At 66.9% G+C, this 18,056-nt stretch carries 22 protein-coding genes; 5 read left to right on the top strand and 17 right to left on the bottom strand.

All coding sequences use genetic code 11. From position 1 onward, the window contains the following. The first annotated feature begins 263 nt into the window (after positions 1–263). Complete coding sequence (locus WAW17_RS29480; protein ID WP_422336392.1) at positions 264–1,082, top strand: DUF2786 domain-containing protein; 819 nt, start codon at positions 264–266, stop codon at positions 1,080–1,082. Next, positions 1,079–1,603 carry a TIGR04338 family metallohydrolase gene (locus WAW17_RS29475; protein WP_422336391.1) on the top strand — a complete coding sequence of 175 codons (525 nt, stop codon included), beginning with the start codon at positions 1,079–1,081 and terminating at the stop codon, positions 1,601–1,603. The genes WAW17_RS29480 and WAW17_RS29475 overlap by 4 nt, the downstream gene beginning before the upstream one ends. A gap of 17 nt (positions 1,604–1,620) precedes the next feature. On the opposite strand, the gene WAW17_RS29470 is transcribed toward WAW17_RS29475, so the two are convergent. Next, complete coding sequence (locus tag WAW17_RS29470; protein ID WP_422336390.1) at positions 1,621–2,100, bottom strand: nitroreductase family deazaflavin-dependent oxidoreductase; 480 nt, start codon at positions 2,098–2,100, stop codon at positions 1,621–1,623. Positions 2,101–2,137: 37 nt separating this feature from the next. Then, the gene (locus WAW17_RS29465; protein ID WP_422336393.1) at positions 2,138–2,296 is read right to left on the bottom strand and encodes a hypothetical protein; all 159 of its coding nucleotides are present in this window, start codon (positions 2,294–2,296) and stop codon (positions 2,138–2,140) included. A gap of 259 nt (positions 2,297–2,555) precedes the next feature. On the opposite strand from WAW17_RS29465, the gene WAW17_RS29460 reads away from it, so the two are divergent. Continuing rightward, positions 2,556–3,350 (top strand): LLM class F420-dependent oxidoreductase, encoded by a 795-nt coding sequence (locus WAW17_RS29460; protein ID WP_422336389.1) that lies wholly within the window; start codon positions 2,556–2,558, stop codon positions 3,348–3,350. Between the two features lie 24 nt (positions 3,351–3,374). On the opposite strand, the gene WAW17_RS29455 is transcribed toward WAW17_RS29460, so the two are convergent. The 8 genes from WAW17_RS29455 to WAW17_RS29420 form a co-directional block, all read right to left on the bottom strand. Beyond that, complete coding sequence (locus WAW17_RS29455; RefSeq protein ID WP_422336388.1) at positions 3,375–4,409, bottom strand: acyl-CoA dehydrogenase family protein; 1,035 nt, start codon at positions 4,407–4,409, stop codon at positions 3,375–3,377. Continuing rightward, positions 4,409–5,557, bottom strand: coding sequence for an acyl-CoA dehydrogenase family protein (locus WAW17_RS29450; protein WP_422336387.1), 1,149 nt, complete (start codon positions 5,555–5,557; stop codon positions 4,409–4,411). Before WAW17_RS29450 ends, WAW17_RS29455 begins: the two co-directional genes overlap by 1 nt. A gap of 1 nt (position 5,558) precedes the next feature. Beyond that, entirely contained in the window at positions 5,559–6,182 is a 624-nt protein-coding gene (locus tag WAW17_RS29445; RefSeq protein WP_422336386.1) for a TetR/AcrR family transcriptional regulator, read from the bottom strand. Then, positions 6,179–7,336 carry an acyl-CoA dehydrogenase family protein gene (locus WAW17_RS29440; RefSeq protein ID WP_422336385.1) on the bottom strand — a complete coding sequence of 386 codons (1,158 nt, stop codon included), beginning with the start codon at positions 7,334–7,336 and terminating at the stop codon, positions 6,179–6,181. Before WAW17_RS29440 ends, WAW17_RS29445 begins: the two co-directional genes overlap by 4 nt. A 63-nt stretch (positions 7,337–7,399) precedes the next feature. Beyond that, the gene (locus WAW17_RS29435) at positions 7,400–8,215 is read right to left on the bottom strand and encodes a crotonase/enoyl-CoA hydratase family protein (RefSeq protein ID WP_422336384.1); all 816 of its coding nucleotides are present in this window, start codon (positions 8,213–8,215) and stop codon (positions 7,400–7,402) included. 174 nt (positions 8,216–8,389) lie between these two features. Beyond that, positions 8,390–8,590: a hypothetical protein gene (locus WAW17_RS29430; RefSeq protein ID WP_422336383.1), complete on the bottom strand. Its 201-nt coding sequence runs from the start codon at positions 8,588–8,590 to the stop codon at positions 8,390–8,392. 271 nt (positions 8,591–8,861) lie between these two features. After that, positions 8,862–9,209, bottom strand: a complete 348-nt coding sequence (locus WAW17_RS29425) for a DoxX family protein (RefSeq protein WP_422336382.1) — start codon at positions 9,207–9,209, stop codon at positions 8,862–8,864. 2 nt (positions 9,210–9,211) lie between these two features. After that, the gene (locus WAW17_RS29420) at positions 9,212–9,820 is read right to left on the bottom strand and encodes a malonic semialdehyde reductase (RefSeq protein ID WP_422336381.1); all 609 of its coding nucleotides are present in this window, start codon (positions 9,818–9,820) and stop codon (positions 9,212–9,214) included. Positions 9,821–9,895: 75 nt separating this feature from the next. Here WAW17_RS29420 and WAW17_RS29415 point away from each other — a divergent pair, with 75 nt between their 5' ends. Next, positions 9,896–10,288 (top strand): winged helix-turn-helix transcriptional regulator, encoded by a 393-nt coding sequence (locus tag WAW17_RS29415; protein WP_422336380.1) that lies wholly within the window; start codon positions 9,896–9,898, stop codon positions 10,286–10,288. A 17-nt stretch (positions 10,289–10,305) separates the two neighbouring features. On the opposite strand, the gene WAW17_RS29410 is transcribed toward WAW17_RS29415, so the two are convergent. The 3 genes from WAW17_RS29410 to WAW17_RS29400 all read right to left on the bottom strand — a co-directional run bounded on the left by WAW17_RS29410 (position 10,306) and on the right by WAW17_RS29400 (position 13,167). Further along, the gene (locus WAW17_RS29410) at positions 10,306–11,157 is read right to left on the bottom strand and encodes an alpha/beta fold hydrolase (RefSeq protein ID WP_422336379.1); all 852 of its coding nucleotides are present in this window, start codon (positions 11,155–11,157) and stop codon (positions 10,306–10,308) included. Further along, positions 11,154–12,275, bottom strand: coding sequence for an extradiol ring-cleavage dioxygenase (locus WAW17_RS29405; protein ID WP_422336378.1), 1,122 nt, complete (start codon positions 12,273–12,275; stop codon positions 11,154–11,156). The genes WAW17_RS29410 and WAW17_RS29405 overlap by 4 nt, the downstream gene beginning before the upstream one ends. 94 nt (positions 12,276–12,369) lie before the next feature. Continuing rightward, a complete protein-coding gene (locus tag WAW17_RS29400) occupies positions 12,370–13,167 on the bottom strand; it encodes a FadR/GntR family transcriptional regulator (RefSeq protein WP_422336377.1) in 798 nt (265 codons plus the stop codon). Positions 13,168–13,442: 275 nt separating this feature from the next. Between WAW17_RS29400 and WAW17_RS29395 the strand changes: the two genes are divergently transcribed. Continuing rightward, positions 13,443–14,480 carry an amidohydrolase family protein gene (locus WAW17_RS29395; RefSeq protein ID WP_422336376.1) on the top strand — a complete coding sequence of 346 codons (1,038 nt, stop codon included), beginning with the start codon at positions 13,443–13,445 and terminating at the stop codon, positions 14,478–14,480. A 2-nt stretch (positions 14,481–14,482) separates the two neighbouring features. Here the strand turns inward: WAW17_RS29395 and WAW17_RS29390 are convergent, their stop codons facing one another. The 4 genes from WAW17_RS29390 to WAW17_RS29375 all read right to left on the bottom strand — a co-directional run. Beyond that, complete coding sequence (locus WAW17_RS29390) at positions 14,483–16,261, bottom strand: AMP-binding protein (protein WP_422336375.1); 1,779 nt, start codon at positions 16,259–16,261, stop codon at positions 14,483–14,485. Positions 16,262–16,357: 96 nt separating this feature from the next. Next, entirely contained in the window at positions 16,358–17,155 is a 798-nt protein-coding gene (locus WAW17_RS29385; protein ID WP_422336374.1) for an SDR family NAD(P)-dependent oxidoreductase, read from the bottom strand. Continuing rightward, entirely contained in the window at positions 17,152–17,700 is a 549-nt protein-coding gene (locus tag WAW17_RS29380) for an aromatic-ring-hydroxylating dioxygenase subunit beta (protein ID WP_422336373.1), read from the bottom strand. Before WAW17_RS29380 ends, WAW17_RS29385 begins: the two co-directional genes overlap by 4 nt. Further along, the coding region (locus WAW17_RS29375) for an SRPBCC family protein (RefSeq protein WP_422336372.1) at positions 17,697–18,056 on the bottom strand (360 nt) is incomplete at its 5' end. The genes WAW17_RS29375 and WAW17_RS29380, both read right to left, overlap by 4 nt.

Genomic DNA, 18,056 nt, shown 5'->3' with positions numbered 1-18,056 from the left:
TTCCTGTACCGCGGCGCGGGCCGCGGCCCGGCCGACACCGAAGCGCTTCATCAGCGCGTGCTCACTGTCGAGTTTGGTACCGGGGGTCAGCGAAGCGATCTCGCATTCCAGCTGGTCCGCAATGATGCGGTACCTCTGCTCCGTCATGCCGACAACTGTCGCGGCCCGAGTTGTACGGACAACTGCCCTGCAGGTAACCGGGAAGGAAACGCCGCTGAACGAGTGGACAAGTTGTCGGCGCTTCACGGGGGTAGCCTCGCCAGGTGAGTTCCGACAAGATGCTGACGCGCATCGGTGGGCTGCTCCGGCAAGCGGAATCCACCGATAACCCGCATGAGGGTGAAGCGTTCATGGCCGCCGCCCAGCGCCTCGCGACGGCCTCGTCCATCGACCTCGCCGTGGCCCGCGCCCACGCGGCGGGCAGGGAGAAACGGTCCACTCCCATCCAGCGGCTCATCACGATCGGTGAACCCGGCAAGAAGGGTCTGCGGACGTACGCGCAGCTGTTCCTGGTGATCGCCGCCGCCAACGACGTCCAATGCGACATCGCGCAGAGTTCCGCGGTTATCTACGCGTACGGGTTTTCGGGAGACATCGACGTCTGTGAAGCCCTGTACACGAGCCTGCTGATCCAGATGGTCCGAGCCTCGGACGCCTACGTCAAATCCGGGGAGTACCGCAACGAGACCACTGTGCGCACCCGGGTGGAGAGGCAGGGCCGGCGGCGCGTCTCCATCAAGGTGCGCAAACCCGTGGCCGGTGTGACCGCCCGGCTGAACTTCCAACTCGCCTACGCGGCCCGGATCGGACAGCGGCTCGCGGAGGCCAAACGCGAGGCGGAGGAGCAAGCGGTGTCGGTACCCGAGTCGTCGGCGGAGACAGCGCTGGTACTGCGGGACAAGCAGCTCGAGCTCCGGGACTACTACCAGGAGAACTCCGAGGCCCGCGGCACCTGGCGCGGGGGCCGGGCCACGGCCGGCCACTCGTCGAACGCGAGACGAGCCGGCGACCGGGCGGCACGGACGGCCCGCCTCGGCACTGCACCCGAACTGTCGACGGCACGCAGGCAGGTCACGTCATGAGACGCGTACGTGACACCCAGCGCACCGCCGTGTACGACGCGGAAGCGATGGTGCGCACCATGTTCGACCGCGCCGACGAACGCGGTCTGCGCGTGGTCGAGGTGCTGGGCTCGCAGGTGACACTGCCGATCGAGCGCAAGTTCGCGTCCATCGAGTCGGTTCAGGACTACGTGAACCGCGTTCTGGCCCTGAACTGGGTGCGCGCGACCTGGCCGCGAGCGTACACTCCGGTCCACATCCGGGCGAGGTCCGGGAACGCCGCCGCGCATTACGAAAGTGATTGCGCCACAATCGCTGTACCCGAACACCGGGACGGCGATGCCTGGGCGTTCCGGGAGCTGGTGCTGTTGCACGAACTGGCTCACCACCTCGACCCGTCCGACCCCGACTTCCCGGAACTGGCGCCGCACGGGCCGGAATACGTGGACCGCTACCTGACACTGGTGGGCGAAATCATCGGTCCCGAAGCGGCTTTCGTGCTTCGGGCAATGCTGCTCGCAGGCGGAGTCCGGCTCACCTGAACCCCCACCCCATCGGGTCAGGTGCGGGGGCGGAGTCGCACGAAGGAGATGTTGCGTCCGGCCTCCCGGAAGTCGGCGTCGCTGCCGTCCACTTCGAAGCCCATCGCCTTGGCCAGCCGCACACCGACCTTCGGATGTGCGGCGGCGTAGTGGGCCATGAATTCCGCGCCCACCTCGGTGTCCGGGAACTCGGCGGTTACTGCCGAGCGGCGTCGTCCCACCTGGATCGCAGCGTCCGGCCGGGCCCGAAGGTTCCGATACCAGTCGCTCTTGGGTCCGTACCCGGCCGCCACGACATACCCGTCGTCGACGGCATCGTGGTTGACCACCTCGAGCACCACCTGTCGCGTCTTGCCGGACGTGCGGCCCACATGCTCGAGCAGGAGGAAACGGCGGCCGAGCAGAGGGCCGAGGTGCCAGCGGTACAGGATGATCGGGGCACGGAGAAAGGCGCGGCGGATACCGGTGGGCGGGGCGGGCCTGCGCGTGACCTTCATTCGCCCAGTGTTCCACGGCTCACGTGACCGCGACGGGTCAACGGGTCCACAGCAGGGTGTTGATGTCCACTTCGGCGGCCTCGAAGGGAGCGCGCAGCGCGGTCGCGGTGGCCCATCCGCGGCTCAGGAGACCCCCGTCGGTTTCCTCGGACTCCTCGGCCGTGATGTCGTTGACGTTGAGCACAGTGCCGGGCATGCCGTAGGCAAGAACCCAGCAGAATCGCGTGACCGGTGTTGGGCCCGTGGTTGATTCCGCACAGCACGATGTCCGGAACGGGACCGAAGGCACCGCCCGCGGCGACGAAGCTGATCATGGCCGGGGATTCCTCGACCGCGTGCACCCGGACCTCCTCTCGATCGGTCGTCCTGTACCCACGGAACAGAATTTCGACACAGCGAGCCGGGAACGCGCAAGATGGTTCAGGAAGGACCGACGACCACTCCGAGGAGCTCGCATGACTCGTCCAGTTCGCATCGGCATCCAGCTGCAACCGCAACACGCCCCCGACTACGGCATGATCCGCGACGCCGTGCTGCGGGCAGAGGACGCCGGCGTCGACATCGTCTTCAACTGGGATCATTTCTATCCGTTGTCCGGCGATCCGGCCGGCGCCCATTTCGAGTGCTGGACCATGCTCGGGGCGTTCGCGGAGCAGACGGAACGAGTGGAGATCGGTGCGCTCGTCACGTGCGCCGGCTACCGGAATCCGGACCTGCTCGCCGACATGGCCCGCACCGTCGACCACATCAGCGGCGGACGTCTGATCCTCGGTATCGGCGGGGGCTGGTTCAAGCGGGACTACGACGAGTACGGCTACGAGTTCGGTACCGCCGGGTCACGCCTGAAGCTGCTCGGCGAGTACCTTCCGCGCATCGTCGCGAGGTTCGGCAAGCTCGAACCCGCGCCCACCCGCCACATCCCGATCCTGATCGGAGGCGGCGGGGAGAACAAGACCTTGCCGCTGGTGGCACAGTACGCGGACATCTGGCACAGCTTCAGCGACATCGAGACCCACTCCCGTAAGGCGGGCATCATCGCCGAGCGCTGCGCGGGAACCGGACGCAGCCCGGACAGCATTCAGCACTCCATCCCGTGGCCGGGAAAGGAGGACGCGGCGGCCTTCGTGGGCGCCGGGGTCGTGCTGTTCACCGTCGGGGTCAGTGGGCCGGACTTCGACCTCACCGAGCTGAAGCAGGCCATCGCCTGGCGTGACGAGAACACTCCGCCGCCGCTGTCCGGGCTGGCGTAAGCGGCCACCCGCGGGTCGCCCCGCTCAGTCTTCGTCCTCGACGACGAGTGGCCAGAGTCCTGCACTGCCGGCCTCGACGACAGCCGCGGTGAGCACGGTGTCCCAGTGCCTCACCGAACCGAACTCGGATCGCCACGACAGGATGCGGTTGGCGTGCCGGTGCAGTTCGTGCTCCATGGTGAAGCCGATGGCGCCGAGCGCTTGGTGGGCCGTGCGGGCCACCACGGAGGCGGCATGTCCGGCACAGGACTTGGCTGCGGCGATCGCGAACCCCGCCTGCTCGCTGTCGAATCCGTGTTGCACCGCTGTGGCCACGGCGGCGTCGGCGGCGGCGCGGGCCAGTGCGCTCTCGGCGGCGATGTCGGCTGCCATGAACTGGACGGCCTGGAACTTCGCGAGGGGCCGTCCGAACTGGGTGCGGGCGGTGGTGTGGTCGACGACGAGGTCGAGGATCCGCTCCATCGCACCGGCCATCAGCTGGGTCCGCGCGAGTGCCCCGCGGAGCTGGAAGCCGGGGGCAGTCTCGGCTCCGACCGGGGCGCCCGTGAGCGTGGTGACATCGATACGCACGTGGTCGCGGGGTTCCTGCGCCAGATTCACGGCCTCGGTGATCTCGAACGCGCCGCGGTCGACGTCCGCGACGTGCCACCCGTCCGGCGAATTCCACAGCACGACAATCCTGTCCACCCCGCGCGCCCAGGGCACGTCCCGCGCGGATCCGGACCCGTCCAGTACGCAGGCCGTCCGGATGAGGCCGTCGGACGACTCGATACCCGCGACACCGAGCAGCCATTGCGCGAGCAGGTCGTTCTCGGCCACCGGGATCCTGGCGGCGCCGCCGCCCGCGGCACTCAGCAGCAGCGCGGCCTCGGTCCAGCTCGCACCACTGCCGCCCCGGTCTTCGGCTGCCGTGAGACGGGTGAGCCCCAACTCCTCGAGAGTCGCCCACAACTCGCGGTCGATCTCCAGTGGGCCGGACACCACGTGGTTGTCGCCGCGGCGGCCGGACAGGACCGCGTCGAGCATGTCGGTCAGTTCACGATTGCCGGTGTTCGCCATCAGCGCATTCCCAATCCCCGCGCGACAACGCCGCGCAGAATCTCTGTGGTACCACCGCGCAGCGTGAACCCGGGTCGTTGCATGATCCCGGCACGCAGGAGTTTCGCGAAATCTTCTCCACCCGGATAACTTTCGCCGGATATCTCGTCGACGAGATCGGCTACGTCGCCTTCGACCTCGGTGCCGAGGATCTTCACGACGGACGCGGCCACGTCGGCGTTCTCACCGCGCGAGAGTGCCCCGGCGACGGCCGCCGACATCTGGTGCAGACCGAACATGCGTCCGGCGAGGCGTCCGATGCCCGGATCCGAGGGCAGCCGTTCGGCACCGATCTCGTCGGCGACGGCTCCGAGCAGAGCGAAGGTCGACATGAACCGTTCGGGCCCGCTGCGTTCGAAACCCAGCTCGGACGTCACCTGGTGCCAGCCGTCACCGATCTTTCCGAGTACCAGCTCGTCGGGAACGAAGACGCCGGTGAGGATCACCTCGTTGAAGTGGTGGTCACCGGACATGGTGTAGATCGGGCGGATCTCCACGCCGGGGCCGTCGAGGAGCACGATGAACTGGCTGAGCCCGGCGTGGCGGTGCGCGGGGTCGAGCGGCTCGGACCTGGCCAGGAGGAAGAACGCGTCGGCGTGGTGAGCACCGGACGTCCAGAGCTTGGTGCCGTTGATCGTCCAGCCGCCTTCGACCCGGGTTGCCCGGGTCTTGACGCTGGCGAGGTCGGATCCGGACTCGGGCTCGGACATACCGATGGCCCAGCAGATTTCGCCTCGCGCGATGCCGGGCAGGAAGCGCTGCTTCTGCTCTTCGGTGCCGAACTTCAGCAACGACGGCGCCGCCTGGCGGTCGGCCACCCACTGCGCGGCGACGGGAGCGCCGACGGCGAGGAGTTCCTCGGTGACGACGAATCGCTCGAGGAAGGTGCGTCCGTGGCCGCCGTATTCCTCGGGGATGGTCATGCCGATCCAGCCACGCTCGGCCAGCTCCCGGGTGAACGCGGGATCCCACTGCGTGAGCCAGGTATCGACACCCGGAGTGAAGGCCCCACTGTCGATCCTGTCCCGCAAGAACTGCCGCACCTCGTGACGAAGTTCGGTGAGACCCTCGGGATTCGGACTCGCCGGCGGGATCAGACGCTTGCGCATGTCAGTCAACTTTCTTCCGGGTTCTGCGGGCGGTCTGCGTGGGCCGTGCCTCGACGATGACCAAGGCCAGATCGCCGTAGCGTTCGACGATCTCGTCCACGGAGTCGGGACCATCCGATCGATACCAGTTGGCGATCGCGTTACACATGGAGATGATGGCCCGTCGCGCATCGTCCGGGTACGGCGTCCGGAAGACGCCCTCCCGGACGCCGTCGTCGATGATGCCCGCGAGCGTCTGGAGCGGCGCGTGCTGGCGTGCCTGATAACCCTTCAGATGGTCCGGTTCGAGATTGCGAACCTCGGTCTGCACCAGACGGCTCTGCTCCTGGTGCAGGGTGCGGAACCTGACGAATCCGGCCACCATGGCACGAAGCCTGCTCTCCGGGGTGTCGTCGCACCGCTCGAGCTCGTCGCGGCACATGTCGAGGAAGGTTGCCAGCCCGTCGTCGAGGATGGCAACCAGCAGGTCCTGTTTGCTCGCATAGTGGTAATAGAGCGCCGACAGGCTCACCCCCGCGCGCTGGGCGATGGTGCGGATCGACGACGCACCGTAGCCGTGGTCGACGAATTCCCGCCGAGCGATATCGATGAATTCCCGCTGCCTCGCGGTGGGAGCCGTGGTCACAGTCCGGCGCTCTTCGCGATGATCGTCTTCATCACCTCGTTGGTCCCGCCGTAGATGCGGGTGACACGTGAGTCCGCGTAGAGGCGGGCGATCGGATACTCCGTGATGTACCCGTATCCGCCATGCAGCTGCAGGCATTTGTCGATGACGCGGCCGGCCACCTCCGTGGCATGCAATTTCGCCTTGGCGGCATCCGCCACGTCGAGCGTGCCCCGGTCGAGCAGTTCGAGGCAGTGGTCGACGTAGAAACGTGCCGCCTCGGTTTCGGTGATGCATTCGGCCAGAACGAATTTGGTGTTCTGGAATGATGCGACGGGCTTGCCGAAGACAGTTCTGTTCTTGACGTAGTCGGTGGCGTGCATGATTGCCGCCTCGGCGTGCGACACGCTGTTCAGCGCGATGCTGAGCCGTTCCTGGGGAAGATTGTGGGCAAGGTAGCCGAAGGCCTTGCCTTCCTCGCCGAGGAGATTGTCCACGGGAACCTTGACGTCACTGTAGGACAGTTCTGCGGTGTCCTGCTGGTGCAGCCCGATCTTGTCGAGCTTGCGACCCACGCCGAAACCGTCCGACGCCGTCGGCACGCACAGGATGGAGAGCCCGGCGCGGCGATCCTCCGGGTCGTACGGCGAAGTGCGGCACACGGTGAGCACCATATCGGCGGTGACGCCGCCGGTGATGAACGTCTTGGCGCCGTTCACCACATAATGCGTGCCGTCTTCCGACAGTACGGCCGATGTCGCGATGCGGGCCAGATCGGAACCCGTTCCGGGCTCGGTCATCGCGATCGCGGTCATGAGATCGCCGGACGCCATGCCGGGCAGCCAGCGGGCCTTCTGCTCGTCGGTCCCGTACTTCAGGATGTACGGGAGGATCAGGCAGGCGTGCACCGTGTAGGAGCCGAATGAGGCTCCGGCCCGGGCGATTTCCTCGAAGAGGATGGCGGAATACTTGAAACTCGGCTCGCCGCCGCCACCGAACTCCTCGGGAATCTGGATTCCCAGGATGCCCAGCTCACCCAGCCGCAGGAAGAATTCGCGCGGCGGACGACCGAGCTCGTCCCACGTGTCGCGATTCGGGACGACTTCCCGGGCGATGAATTCGCGTGCCATCGCACGGAATTCATCGTGTTCGCGAGTAAAGAGTGTCCGTTCCACAGAGTCCTCCGGAGTCTCGGATGTTCGTATGTTCGCCCCGCTGCCGGCATGTCTGGACGGGATCTACTTCCCGCTGAAGACTCCGGCCCGCTTCTCCAGGAATGCGTCGAGGGCTTCGGTATGGTCCTGGGTGTGGTGCGCGAGCGCCTGCATGGTCGCGGACAGCTCGAGCAGACTCTCGAGATCCTGCCGCTGCGCCTCACGCATCAGCGTCTTGGTCATGCGCAGGGTGTGCGGCGGATTGACGGCGACGCGTGCGGCGAGTTCCGCTGCACAGTTCAGCAACTCCTCCGGCTCGACCACTCGTGAAACCATTCCCCAGTCGAGTGCCGTGCGGGCATCGACGCGGTCACCGGTGAACGCCATTTCCGCTGCCCGAGCCTGACCGATCGCCCGCGGCAGAAGCCACGCGCCGCCGTCACCGGGAATGATGCCGAGCTTGACGAAACTCTCCGCGAAGAACGCCTTCGTCGACGCCACCCGCATGTCCGCCATCATCGCCAGGTCACACCCTGCTCCGACGGCGGGGCCGTTGACGGCCGCGATGATCGGAACCTCACAATGGTAAATGGCCTTGGGGAGACGCTGGATTCCGCGTCGATACCCCTCGCGCAGCTCGTGCGGTGCCCCGCCGAACATACCCTTGCGCTCTGCCATGTCCTTGACATTGCCACCGGCCGAGAAGGCGCTGCCCGCACCGGTCAGAATGACGACACGCGTGTTGTAGTCCTCGTTCGCCTGCCGAACAAGCTCGACCAGGCGGTCGACGACGTCACCTCCCGAGATGGGGTTACGCGCCTCGGGAAGATTCAGCGTCCAGGTGGTGACGTGCCCTTCGGTGCTCGACAGAACGACGTCGTTCGACGGATCGATACTCATGCTGTGCAGTCCTTTTCACTGGTGAACGCGCGAAGGATCGAGCGATGTCGCTCAGGTCACTAGTTCGAACGTTCGTTAAGCTACAGGAAGACTGCGGGGATGTCCATCAGGGTCTTCGGACCAGTACACAGAAAGGAACCGAAGAAGCCGCCGCCGCCCGGCCGGGCGGATCGGTCACGGGGTCGCGGCGAGCCGTTCACGGAGTACCCGAGCACCTTCCGCGACGTTCTCCATGCTGTAGGCCTGGGTCTGCAGGCCGCCGAGGAGCCGGATCCGGTCCGCCCGCACGGCGGGCAGCGCCGACACCGCAGGGTTGGTGAGCGGGATCGGCGAATCCGGTCGCGGCGATGTGGTCGAGCGTGAGCTGACGATCACCCGCCGTCAGCGTGCACGGAAACTGCCGGACAGATCCGAGGGCGAATCGCGGCGCACCTCGCGGATTCGCGGCTGTGGCATCGTCGCGCGCCGGAGGCGAGAGACCGGTTGGCCGGGAGTGGGCAGACTCCGGGCGATCGAGTCAATCGAGTCATCGGAACGGAACCACTCCGTCAGGCCCAGGCCGATAGGGCTTTTCTGGAGCGCCCCTCCGTCGTCACGCGGTCAGGATGCGTCACGCGGTCAGGATGCGTCAGGCGGTGAGGATGCGTCAGGCGGTGAGGATGCGCAGTACCAAGGCAGCGACCGCCACGAGTGCGAGCACTGCGGCGGGTGCCAGTTCCTTGTCTTTCGCACGGATATGCGCACCGACTGCGCCGATGAAATACAGGATGACACCGATGGCTGCGGCGACGCCGATCGGCCACCAGAACAGACCTGCGACGAGTCCGAGCGCGCCGGCGATCTCGAGGTACCCGAGCCAGGGCACCCTGTCGGCGGGCACCTGGACCTTGTCCATGTTGGCGAGGATGCCGGCGTTCCGGGTGAGCTTGCCCGCCGCCGAACCGATCAGGGCTACGGCCAGCAGGACTGTGACGATGACGGTTGCGATGAACATGATCAGATCCATTCCACTACGTTGTCGTGACCGAGTCTCGGGAGTCGATCGAGCCACGCGTTGTCGCCTGGGTGTCCGATGTTGACCACGAGGATCGACTTCCATCGGCCGTCGGGGAAGAAGTCTGCGTCGAGTGCCGCCTGGTCGAACCCCGCCATCGGCCCTGCAGCCAAGCCGACTGCGCGAACGGCGAGCATGAAGTAGCCCGCCTGAAGTGCGCTGTTGAACGATCCGGTGTGCTCTCGCATCGAATCATTCTGGGCGAAAACATCTTTCAGTTCCGGTTTGAATGGCAGGACGGTCGGAATGTGCTCGTGGAATTGCGTGTCGACGGCGAGAACGGCCACGGCAGGCGCGGAGCGCGTTTTTTCCACGTTGCCGTCGTTCATGTGTGCGAGGAGGCGTGCGCGGCCGTCGTCTGTTCGGACGTACAGCACTCGCAGGGGTTGAGTGTTGGCTGCAGTGGGCGGCCACTGGGCCAGATCCCAGATCGAGGCGAGTTCCTCGTCGGTGACCGGGGTGGACGCGAAGGCATTGGCCGTCCGGGCATCGGTGAAGAGGGTGGCCAGCGCGGCGTCGTCGATTCGGCCGAGGGTGGGTGCGTCTGTCATGAACTTCCATTTCTGATGTAACTAGCAAAAACAGAGTGGCAAGGCAGACAGTAGCACCTTCGGTAAGCTGGCTGAATGGCTGGAAGCAACGAGGTGCACGAACCGCGCGCCTGCGACGGCGCGCTGGCTCGTGCATTCGAGTTCTTGGGCAAACGCTGGAACGGGATCATCTTGGGTACCCTGCTCGGCGGCCCGGCGGGGTTTTCCGAGCTACGCCGAGCCGTATCGGGCATCAGCGATTCGGTTCTGTCGGATCGGCTGGGCGAACTCGTCAAGGCGGGTCTCGTGCAACGCACCGTCGACGACGGGCCGCCGATCTCGGTCGCCTACGAGTTGACCCAGCCGGGGAAGGCCCTGCTTCCGGCGCTCGAAGCGCTCATCACCTGGGCCTCGGAGAATCTCCCCGCCGACCCCTCCAGCGCCTCTGCATGCACGCAAGACGAACTATCGCAATCGCCCCATCGATAACCCACTGTTGTTGCGTGCTAAACGTTCCTGCTGTCGGCACGCAGGAAGTCCGCGACGAGTTCGGTGAATTCCGCTGCCCGCTCGATCTGCGTCCAGTGCCCGCAGCGGGCGAAAACGTGCAGGTCCGCGTCCTGCAGCAGATGCAACATGGCCCACGAGACCTCCGGTGGCACGACCTTGTCCTCCCTGCCGTGAACCAGCAAAGAGGGCGTACGGATCGACCGTGCCTGTTCCTCGGTGATGCCCAGCTCATTACCCTTGTGGCGGGAGTCGAAGAACATCGAACGGTAGGCATCGAAGGTTTCCACACTCGCCTCGTAGCGAATGCGGACCAGTTCGTCCGTGATGATGGACGGGTCGACTGCGAAATAGTCGAGCAGCAGCGCCCGCATGTTCTCCAGGGAGGGTTCGTAGGCGCGCAGGGCCTTCAGCCCGTCGGTTAAGGTCATGCCGACGCCCGGCGAGCCCATCAGGACCATCCGCGAGACCCGATCCGGATGACGCTCGGCGATGTCGAGCGAGATCCGGCCGCCCAGCGAGTTGCCGACCAGCGACACCCGGTCGAGTTCCAGCGCGTCGAGCAGGCCCAGGACATGGTCGCTCCAGGTACTCAGCGAGTACACGACGTCGCCGGGGCGCGACGTCTCCCCGTATCCGACGATGTCCGGTGCAATGACCCGGAAGTGCTCGGCAAGCCCGGGAATCGTGCGCTGCCAGTTCGCGCGCCCCGAGACGCCGGGACCGGAACCGTGCAGCAGCACAACGGGATCGCCGCTGCCGGCCTCGAGATAGAACGTGTCGATCGGCTCTGCGGTGAGGCCGGGCACGGCCACGCGGCGACCCTGTGCGATGTCGGCGGTGATGGTCATCGGGGTTCCTGTCCCGCCTGCTCCGGAGCACTGCCGGCATGGGCTTCGTCGGGCCTGCCGGAGAACACGGCGAAGCACTTGTTGGAGTTGAAAACGTCGGTGGTGACGAGTGTCGACCAGGTCAGCGGCAGCCCGATCTCGTGCATTGCACCCAACAGGCAGTACCAGTTGAGCATTTCGTGTTGGCCGGACTCCACGATCTCGGTGCCGCTCACCGCACGCCAGGCTTCGACGTCCCCGTTAACGAAGGCCTCGTAGAGCCGCTCATCGACCGGGGTATCCGGGCGTAGGTGCCACAGCTTGTCGGTGAGAAAGGCGTGCGACCAGCTCGACGAGGCGACCAGCGCCACCCGCTTGTCGGTGTTGGCGAACGCTCGAGCCACGGCGGCACCGAGGTCGAAACAACGGTTCGGGGTCGGACCGACCGGGTCGAGCTTTTCGTCGGCGATATCGGCGAAGCGAGCCAGGCCGCCCTTGCGAGCAATGGCGTGCTGGCCGTAGCAGTTCACGGTGATCGGGACCAGCGCATAGGGCAGCTTCGATCCCGCGTTCTCGTAGTCGAGAAAGAGCTGGGTGTTGAGAATCGCGTGCGGAAAATGCGCCTCGGCGCGTTTGCGATACGAGTAGGCCATGTCGAAGCCGTCCTCGATCAACGTGTTCGCCAGGTGCCGGGCGGCCTGTGCGTCGCCGTGCAGAGTGATCGTGAAATCGTCGGGCAATCCCCACGCGTTGGGGCTGCCGCGCTCGTTCATGACCTCGAACGCGGGGACCTCGAGGTCGTCGTAGGCCAGAACGCAGAACGGCGGGACAACCTCCTCGCGAAAGTTCTCGTACTGGTCGTCACCCCACACCACCACCAGGTCCGGTTCGAACTCGTCGAGTGCGGCTCTGCAGCGGGCAAGATCCTGGACGAGCTCGGCGCGATGCTCGGCGGCGGCAGCCGTGCCGCCGTCATCGTCCCACTCGCGGCGCATGCGCTCCGGCCAGTTCGCCGGATCCTTCAGCTCTTCCGGGATGTCCGGGTCGGTCAGGGTCCACCGCAGCAGCCCTGCCATGTGCTCGTCGGTGCCGGCGAGCAGGGGATAGTGAGTGATCCCCAACCCGAGGAATTCTGCCATTGCTCCTCCTGATGCATGCGGCATTGCAGCCGATACAGAAACCTTACGTAATCATGCATGCAGAATTCAAGAGGGGATCCACAATTGGTGCGGGTTATTCCGGCGGGACCGGCGAGCGGGTGGGGTCCACCGCCCGCACCAGGTCGTGATGATGCAACCCCAGACACTTGTCCAGCGCCTCGCGGTCGCCTTCTCGGATTGCGGCGACGATCTCGACGTGCACCGCGATGCTGTGCCGATACATCTCCTCGTGCTCGGGCAGCAGCTCGACACGGGTCGTCGTGCTGCCGATGATCGCGGCAATCGCCTCGTACATGCCCGCCAACACGGGAATCCGGGCAGCCCGCGCGATCGCCAGATGGAGCCGCAGGTTCGCATCCAGAAAGTCGCGCGGCGCGCTCGCCGACCGCATCGCCTCGAGCGCCCACTCCATGTCACGGATATCCGATGGACCGGCGCGCTCCACGGCGACCCTGGTCAAGATGTCCTCCAGGTGCATGCGGGCCTCGAACAGATCCAACGGGTCCGTACCGGTACCGGAGAACCACAGGTCGAGCGCTCCGAGCCGGACCTGCGGCGGGCGGCTCGCGACGAACACTCCTCCGCCGGGACCGGGCTTGACGACCACCAGCCCGCGGTCGCGCAGGATCCGCAACGCCTCGTTGATCACGGTCGGACTGACCCTGAATCGCTCCATGAGGTCCGTTCGCCGGCCCAGGGAGGCGCCGACCGGGGTACGTGCTGCGAGAAGCTCGTTCTCCACTTCGACGGCAACCTGCTGCGCGCGCGACAGCGACCGTTGTCCAGGCTCGCCCGTCTGTCGATGTGCGGACACCGAGTCCTTCTGCAGCGGATTCGCTGCCTGCGATTGATTCTTCGTCGATGACGTCATCAGGTTTGACTTCTCCCCACGGCGATGAGCTGCACTGATGCCGGGAACACCGGCATCGGATCGTAATCCGAACCTCATCGTATCTGCAGGATTGCGGCGAGTCAGGCCCTGTTCGTCCACGCGGGCCCGCGACAGGCGACACAAGTCCCAGGACTTGGGGGTTTCCACCGCGAGCAGGCGAGACGGCCGAATCTTCTTGAATCATGTAGCCATGATTGCTACCGTTCCGATATGCCGCCGGGACACCGACAGCGCGGCGCGTCGAGGGAGTCAGCATGAGCAAGCCTGTAACCGGCAGCGCCGGGTCCCCACCTCCTCTGGGTGTGATCGACGTTCACACCCACGCGATCGGCACCCGGCTGCCGGACCTGTCCGCTCTGCCGGGATGCTGGCCGTCCATCGAACTCCTCGACCCCCACCGGGCCCGGATCCTGCTCGGCGGTCGTCCTTACCGCGAGATCGACGACCGGTGCTGGTCGTCGGAGCGCCGTCTCGCCGACATGGACGCCGAGGGTGTCGCCGCACAGGTTGTGTCGCCCATTCCCGTCACGCTGTGCCACGACCAGCCTGCTGAGGGGGCACGGATCCTGGCGGCGGCGCAGAACGACGCCCTCGCCGCGCTGATCGCCGAAGCGCCCAACCGGCTGTACGCGCTCGGCGCCGTTCCACTGCAGGACCCCGACGCTGCGGTCGCCGAACTCTCCCGTTGCGTCGACGAGCTGGGCTTCCTCGGCGTCGAGATCGGCACCCGGGTCGGCGCGCGTGAGTTGGCCGACCCCGCGTTCGACGACTTCTTCGCCGCCGCCGCCGAGCGATCGGCGCTGGTGCTGGTCCACCCCGTGGACACGACCTTGGACCCTCGAACGTCCGCGCTGGGGTTGGCATTCGGGCTGGGCATGCCCATGGAGACGACGACCGCGGCGGCCGCGCTGCTCACAGGGCGGCCCCGCACGCCGGGCGTGCGCATGTGTCTCGCGCACGGAGGCGGCGCCCTGCCTGCTGTCTTGCCCCGTCTCGACCGGGGCGCTGTCCTCGCCGGCGCGGACGGGCCCGCACCGAGTGTCCGGGCCCGCGATCTCTGGTGCGATTCGCTCACCTACGACGCGGCCGCGCTCGGTCTCGCCATCGACCGCTTCGGCGCCGAGCACGTGCTGCTGGGCAGCGACTACCCGTTCGCGGCGCGCGAGACGCCGCCCGGGGCCGTGCTCGAGACCTTCTCGGACGAACTTACCGCGGCGATCCGTCACGGCAACGCCGCCGAGCTGATCGCCACGGTTCGCGCGTTGGCCGGCCCGGCGGCCACACGCCGCTGAGCTCAGGCCCGCAGTTCCGGGAACTGGTCGTCGCGCCACTCCCCGGCACCGGCGGCACCCGACTCCTCGCGTCCGCGCAGGTCTACCCGCCGGATCTTGCCGGAGATCGTCTTCGGCAGCTCGGCGAACTCCAGCCGCCGCAGGCGCTGATACGGGGCGAGATTCTCGCGGGCATGCCGCAGGATTGCGAGCGCCGTCTCGCGGGTCGGCTCGTGGCCCGGCGCGAGGCTGACGTAGGCCTTGGGGACGGCCAGCCGGAGCCCGTCGGGCGCCGGCACGACCGCGGCCTCGGCGACCGCCGGATGCTGGATCAACACACTCTCCAGCTCGAACGGTGAGATCTTGTAGTCGCTGGCCTTGAACACGTCGTCGGTGCGCCCGACGTAGAAGATGTAGCCGTCCGCGTCCCGGGTCGCGACGTCGCCGGTGTGGTAGTAACCACCCGCCATCGCCTCAGCGTTGCGTTCCGGATCACCCTGGTAGCCGGTCATCAGGCTCATCGGGCGCCGTGCGAGATCGACACAGATTTCGCCCTCGCCGACGCCGTCGACCCGCGCCCCCGTCACCGGGTCGACCAGCACGATCGGCACGCCGGGCAGTGGCAGGCCCATCGAGCCGGGTTTGACCGGCATCTCGGGTACGTTTCCGATGGCCAGCGGCAGCTCGGTCTGGCCGAACCCGTCCCGGATCGTCAACCCCCACTGCCGCCGGACCTGGTCCATCACCTCCGGGTTGAGTGGTTCTCCCGCGGAGAGGAGCTCACGCAGGCCCCCGGGGCCGCCGGACAGGTCGGCTTTGATCAGCATCCGCCACACCGTCGGCGGAGCGCAGAACGTGGTCACCCCGGCCCGGCGAATCTGTGCGAGCAGCGTGGCGGGATCGAAGCGGGAGTAGTTGTAGACGAAGATCGTGGCCTCGGCGATCCACGGGGCGAAGAAGCAGCTCCAGGCGTGCTTTGCCCAGCCCGGCGAACTGATGTTCAAGTGCACGTCACCGGGTGCCGCGGCGATCCAGAACGAGGTGGCGAGATGCCCGAGGGGGTAGGACACCTGGGTGTGCTCGACGAGCTTCGGCCGACTGGTGGTGCCGGAGGTGAAATACAGAAGTTGCGGATCCTGAGGGGCGGTGCCCGGATGTGCCGCCGGCGGCGCGTCCAGCGTGTACGCCTCCGCAAAGTTCACCCAGCGAGTGGGTACGGCGAGTCCGTCACCGACCGCGAAACGCGTGTATTTCCCGGGAATTTCGTCGAACTTGGCGGCGTCGGCGACGTTGGCGATCACGTGCCGTGCACCGCCGCGACCGATGCGATCGGCGAGATCGGCGGGGCCGAGTGCGGTCGTCGTCGGCAGGATGACCGCACCCAGCTTCATGACCGCGAGCATCGCCTCCCACAGCTCCACCTGATTGTTCAGCATGAGGACGACGTGGTCCCCCCGTGCGACCCCGTGCCCGGCGAGGTGGGCGGCGACCTGGTCCGAGCGCCGTGCGAGTTCGTCGTAGGTGAACTTCGCCTCGGATCCGTCTTCCTCCACGATCCACAGCGCCACCCGGGTGTTGCCCCGCGCGATTGCGTCGAACCAGTCCACGGCCCAGTTGAACCGGTCCCCGAGGTCCGGCCACGTGAATTCGTCGACCGCCGTGCGGTAGTCGCGGCCGAGACTCAGTAACAGGTCTCGGGCGGCGCGGTAGACCTCGGTCACCCCGCGAAGGGCGGGTCCGTCGGCTGAATCGGGAATGTCGGTGACACGGGACGCGTCGTCGACGCGGGATACGCCGGTCATTGGCTCACCGTCTTTCTGGGCTCGCATCCGAAGATGTGGGGTGTGTGGTCCCCCGCCGAAACGGGGGGAGGGAGGGCAAGGGTCTCCGGGGATGTCTCAGCCCATGCTGCTGCCGCCGTTCACGCTGATCACCTGGCCGGTGACGAACCCGGAATCGGGGCGGAGCAGATAGGCGACGGCGCCGGCGACCTCGTCGGGAACGGCCGGGCGGCCCATCGGGATGAGCCGCACGGCGTCCTCGACCACGGGGCGCAGGGCCTCGGGAAGACGATCCGCCTCGATCGCGGCAGCCAGCTCCGCGGTCAAGGTGTAAGCCGGCGCCACGGTGTTGACGGTGATCCCTGCGGGGGCGAACTCTCGGGCCAGCCCGACGGCGAACGCGTGCACTCCGCCTTTGGCGGCGTTGTAGACCGCGTGTGCGGTGAGCCCGTTGCGCACGGACTCGGCGCCGATGTTGACGATGCGCCCCCCGCCGTTGTCGACGAGATGGGGAAGCAGCGCCATGCTGGCCCGCAGCGTGGTCCACAGGTTGTTGTCGATCGTCGCCCGCAGCGTCTGTTCGGTGTGCTCGAGCGTCGGCGCGATGACGCCCCCGCCGGCATTGTTGACCAGTGCATATACCGGACCGAAGGTCTCGGTCGCCACGGCCAGCATTGCCTCGGCGGTGCCGGGGGCCGCCAGATCACCGACGAATCCGGCGGGTTCGGGAACGCCGGTGGGCGGGTGGAGCGCGTCGAGCCCGGCCGCGAGTTCGTCCTCGTCACGGGCGGCGACGAGCAGCGCGGCACCGTCGGCGAGCAACCTGCTCGAGATGGCGAGTCCGATCCCGGTCGCCCCGCCGGTGACGATCACCGTCCGGTCCCGCAACGGTGCCCCGACCAGCCCGGCGTTCACAGGATGATCGCGACGTCGGACACCTGGCGGAGGCTTCCCATCCGCATCACGCACCGCTTCGAGGCGATCCGCAGCCGGCCGTCCACGGCGCGCAGCCGGTAGTGGTAGCGGCCGGAGTAGGTGTAGGACCGCTCCCCGCGGAACCGGTAGACGACGAACTCGGCGACCACCGGCAGTTCGGCCGCACCGTCGGTGCCGTCTGTAACCGGCCGCAGCCGCACATTGGACACCTGGTGGCTGGTGGCCGAGTGCGGATATTCCCGGTGCGCCCGGCGCGAGTTGAGCCTGTCCACCCGGCAGGACAGGCGCAGGTGATTGTCGTCGATGAGGACCAGGTCCCGCGCCGGATCGGCCTCGGGGGTGTCGTTGCAGGGAACGACGTAGCGGCAGTCCTCGGTGTAGAGACTGAGCCAGGTGTCGAGGTTCCAATCGTCGAGCAGTTCGGCCTCGAGGTAGAGCAGGTCCTCGACCTGGCTGCGGGTGACCTCGCGCAGGTCACCGACCAGCGGTGCGACCTCCGGGGTCTCGGGAACGGTGGTGGTCATCGGGCCTCTCCCATCATCTGCTCGTTCCAGCGGCGCCAGAAGGCACGCATCTGCTCCTCGTCGTTGGCCTCGGGCGTGCGAGCCATACCGCGGGAAATGTCGTTCCACTCCACCCCGCCGCTATGGAAACCCTGCTGGCAGGATTCGAGCGCCTCGATGTCATCCGGTGTCGCGAAGCCGCCGGGACCGAGGAAGGTGAGGAAGCTGTCCAGGCGGCGCTGCCGCAGCTGGGGCAGTTCCTGGGCGGGAGCCAGCTCCCAGGCGGTGATCTCCATCCGGTCCGGGGAGGTAGGCATGAAGGTGCGCACGGTGATTGCCATGATGTCGTTGATCACCAGGTTCGGGTAGATCAACAG

This window comes from Rhodococcus sp. (in: high G+C Gram-positive bacteria), assembly GCF_049286785.1.
GTDB lineage: Bacteria > Actinomycetota > Actinomycetes > Mycobacteriales > Mycobacteriaceae > Rhodococcus_F.
Note: the sequence above shows the minus strand (reverse complement) of the source record. Positions and strands in the feature narration are given on the sequence as shown.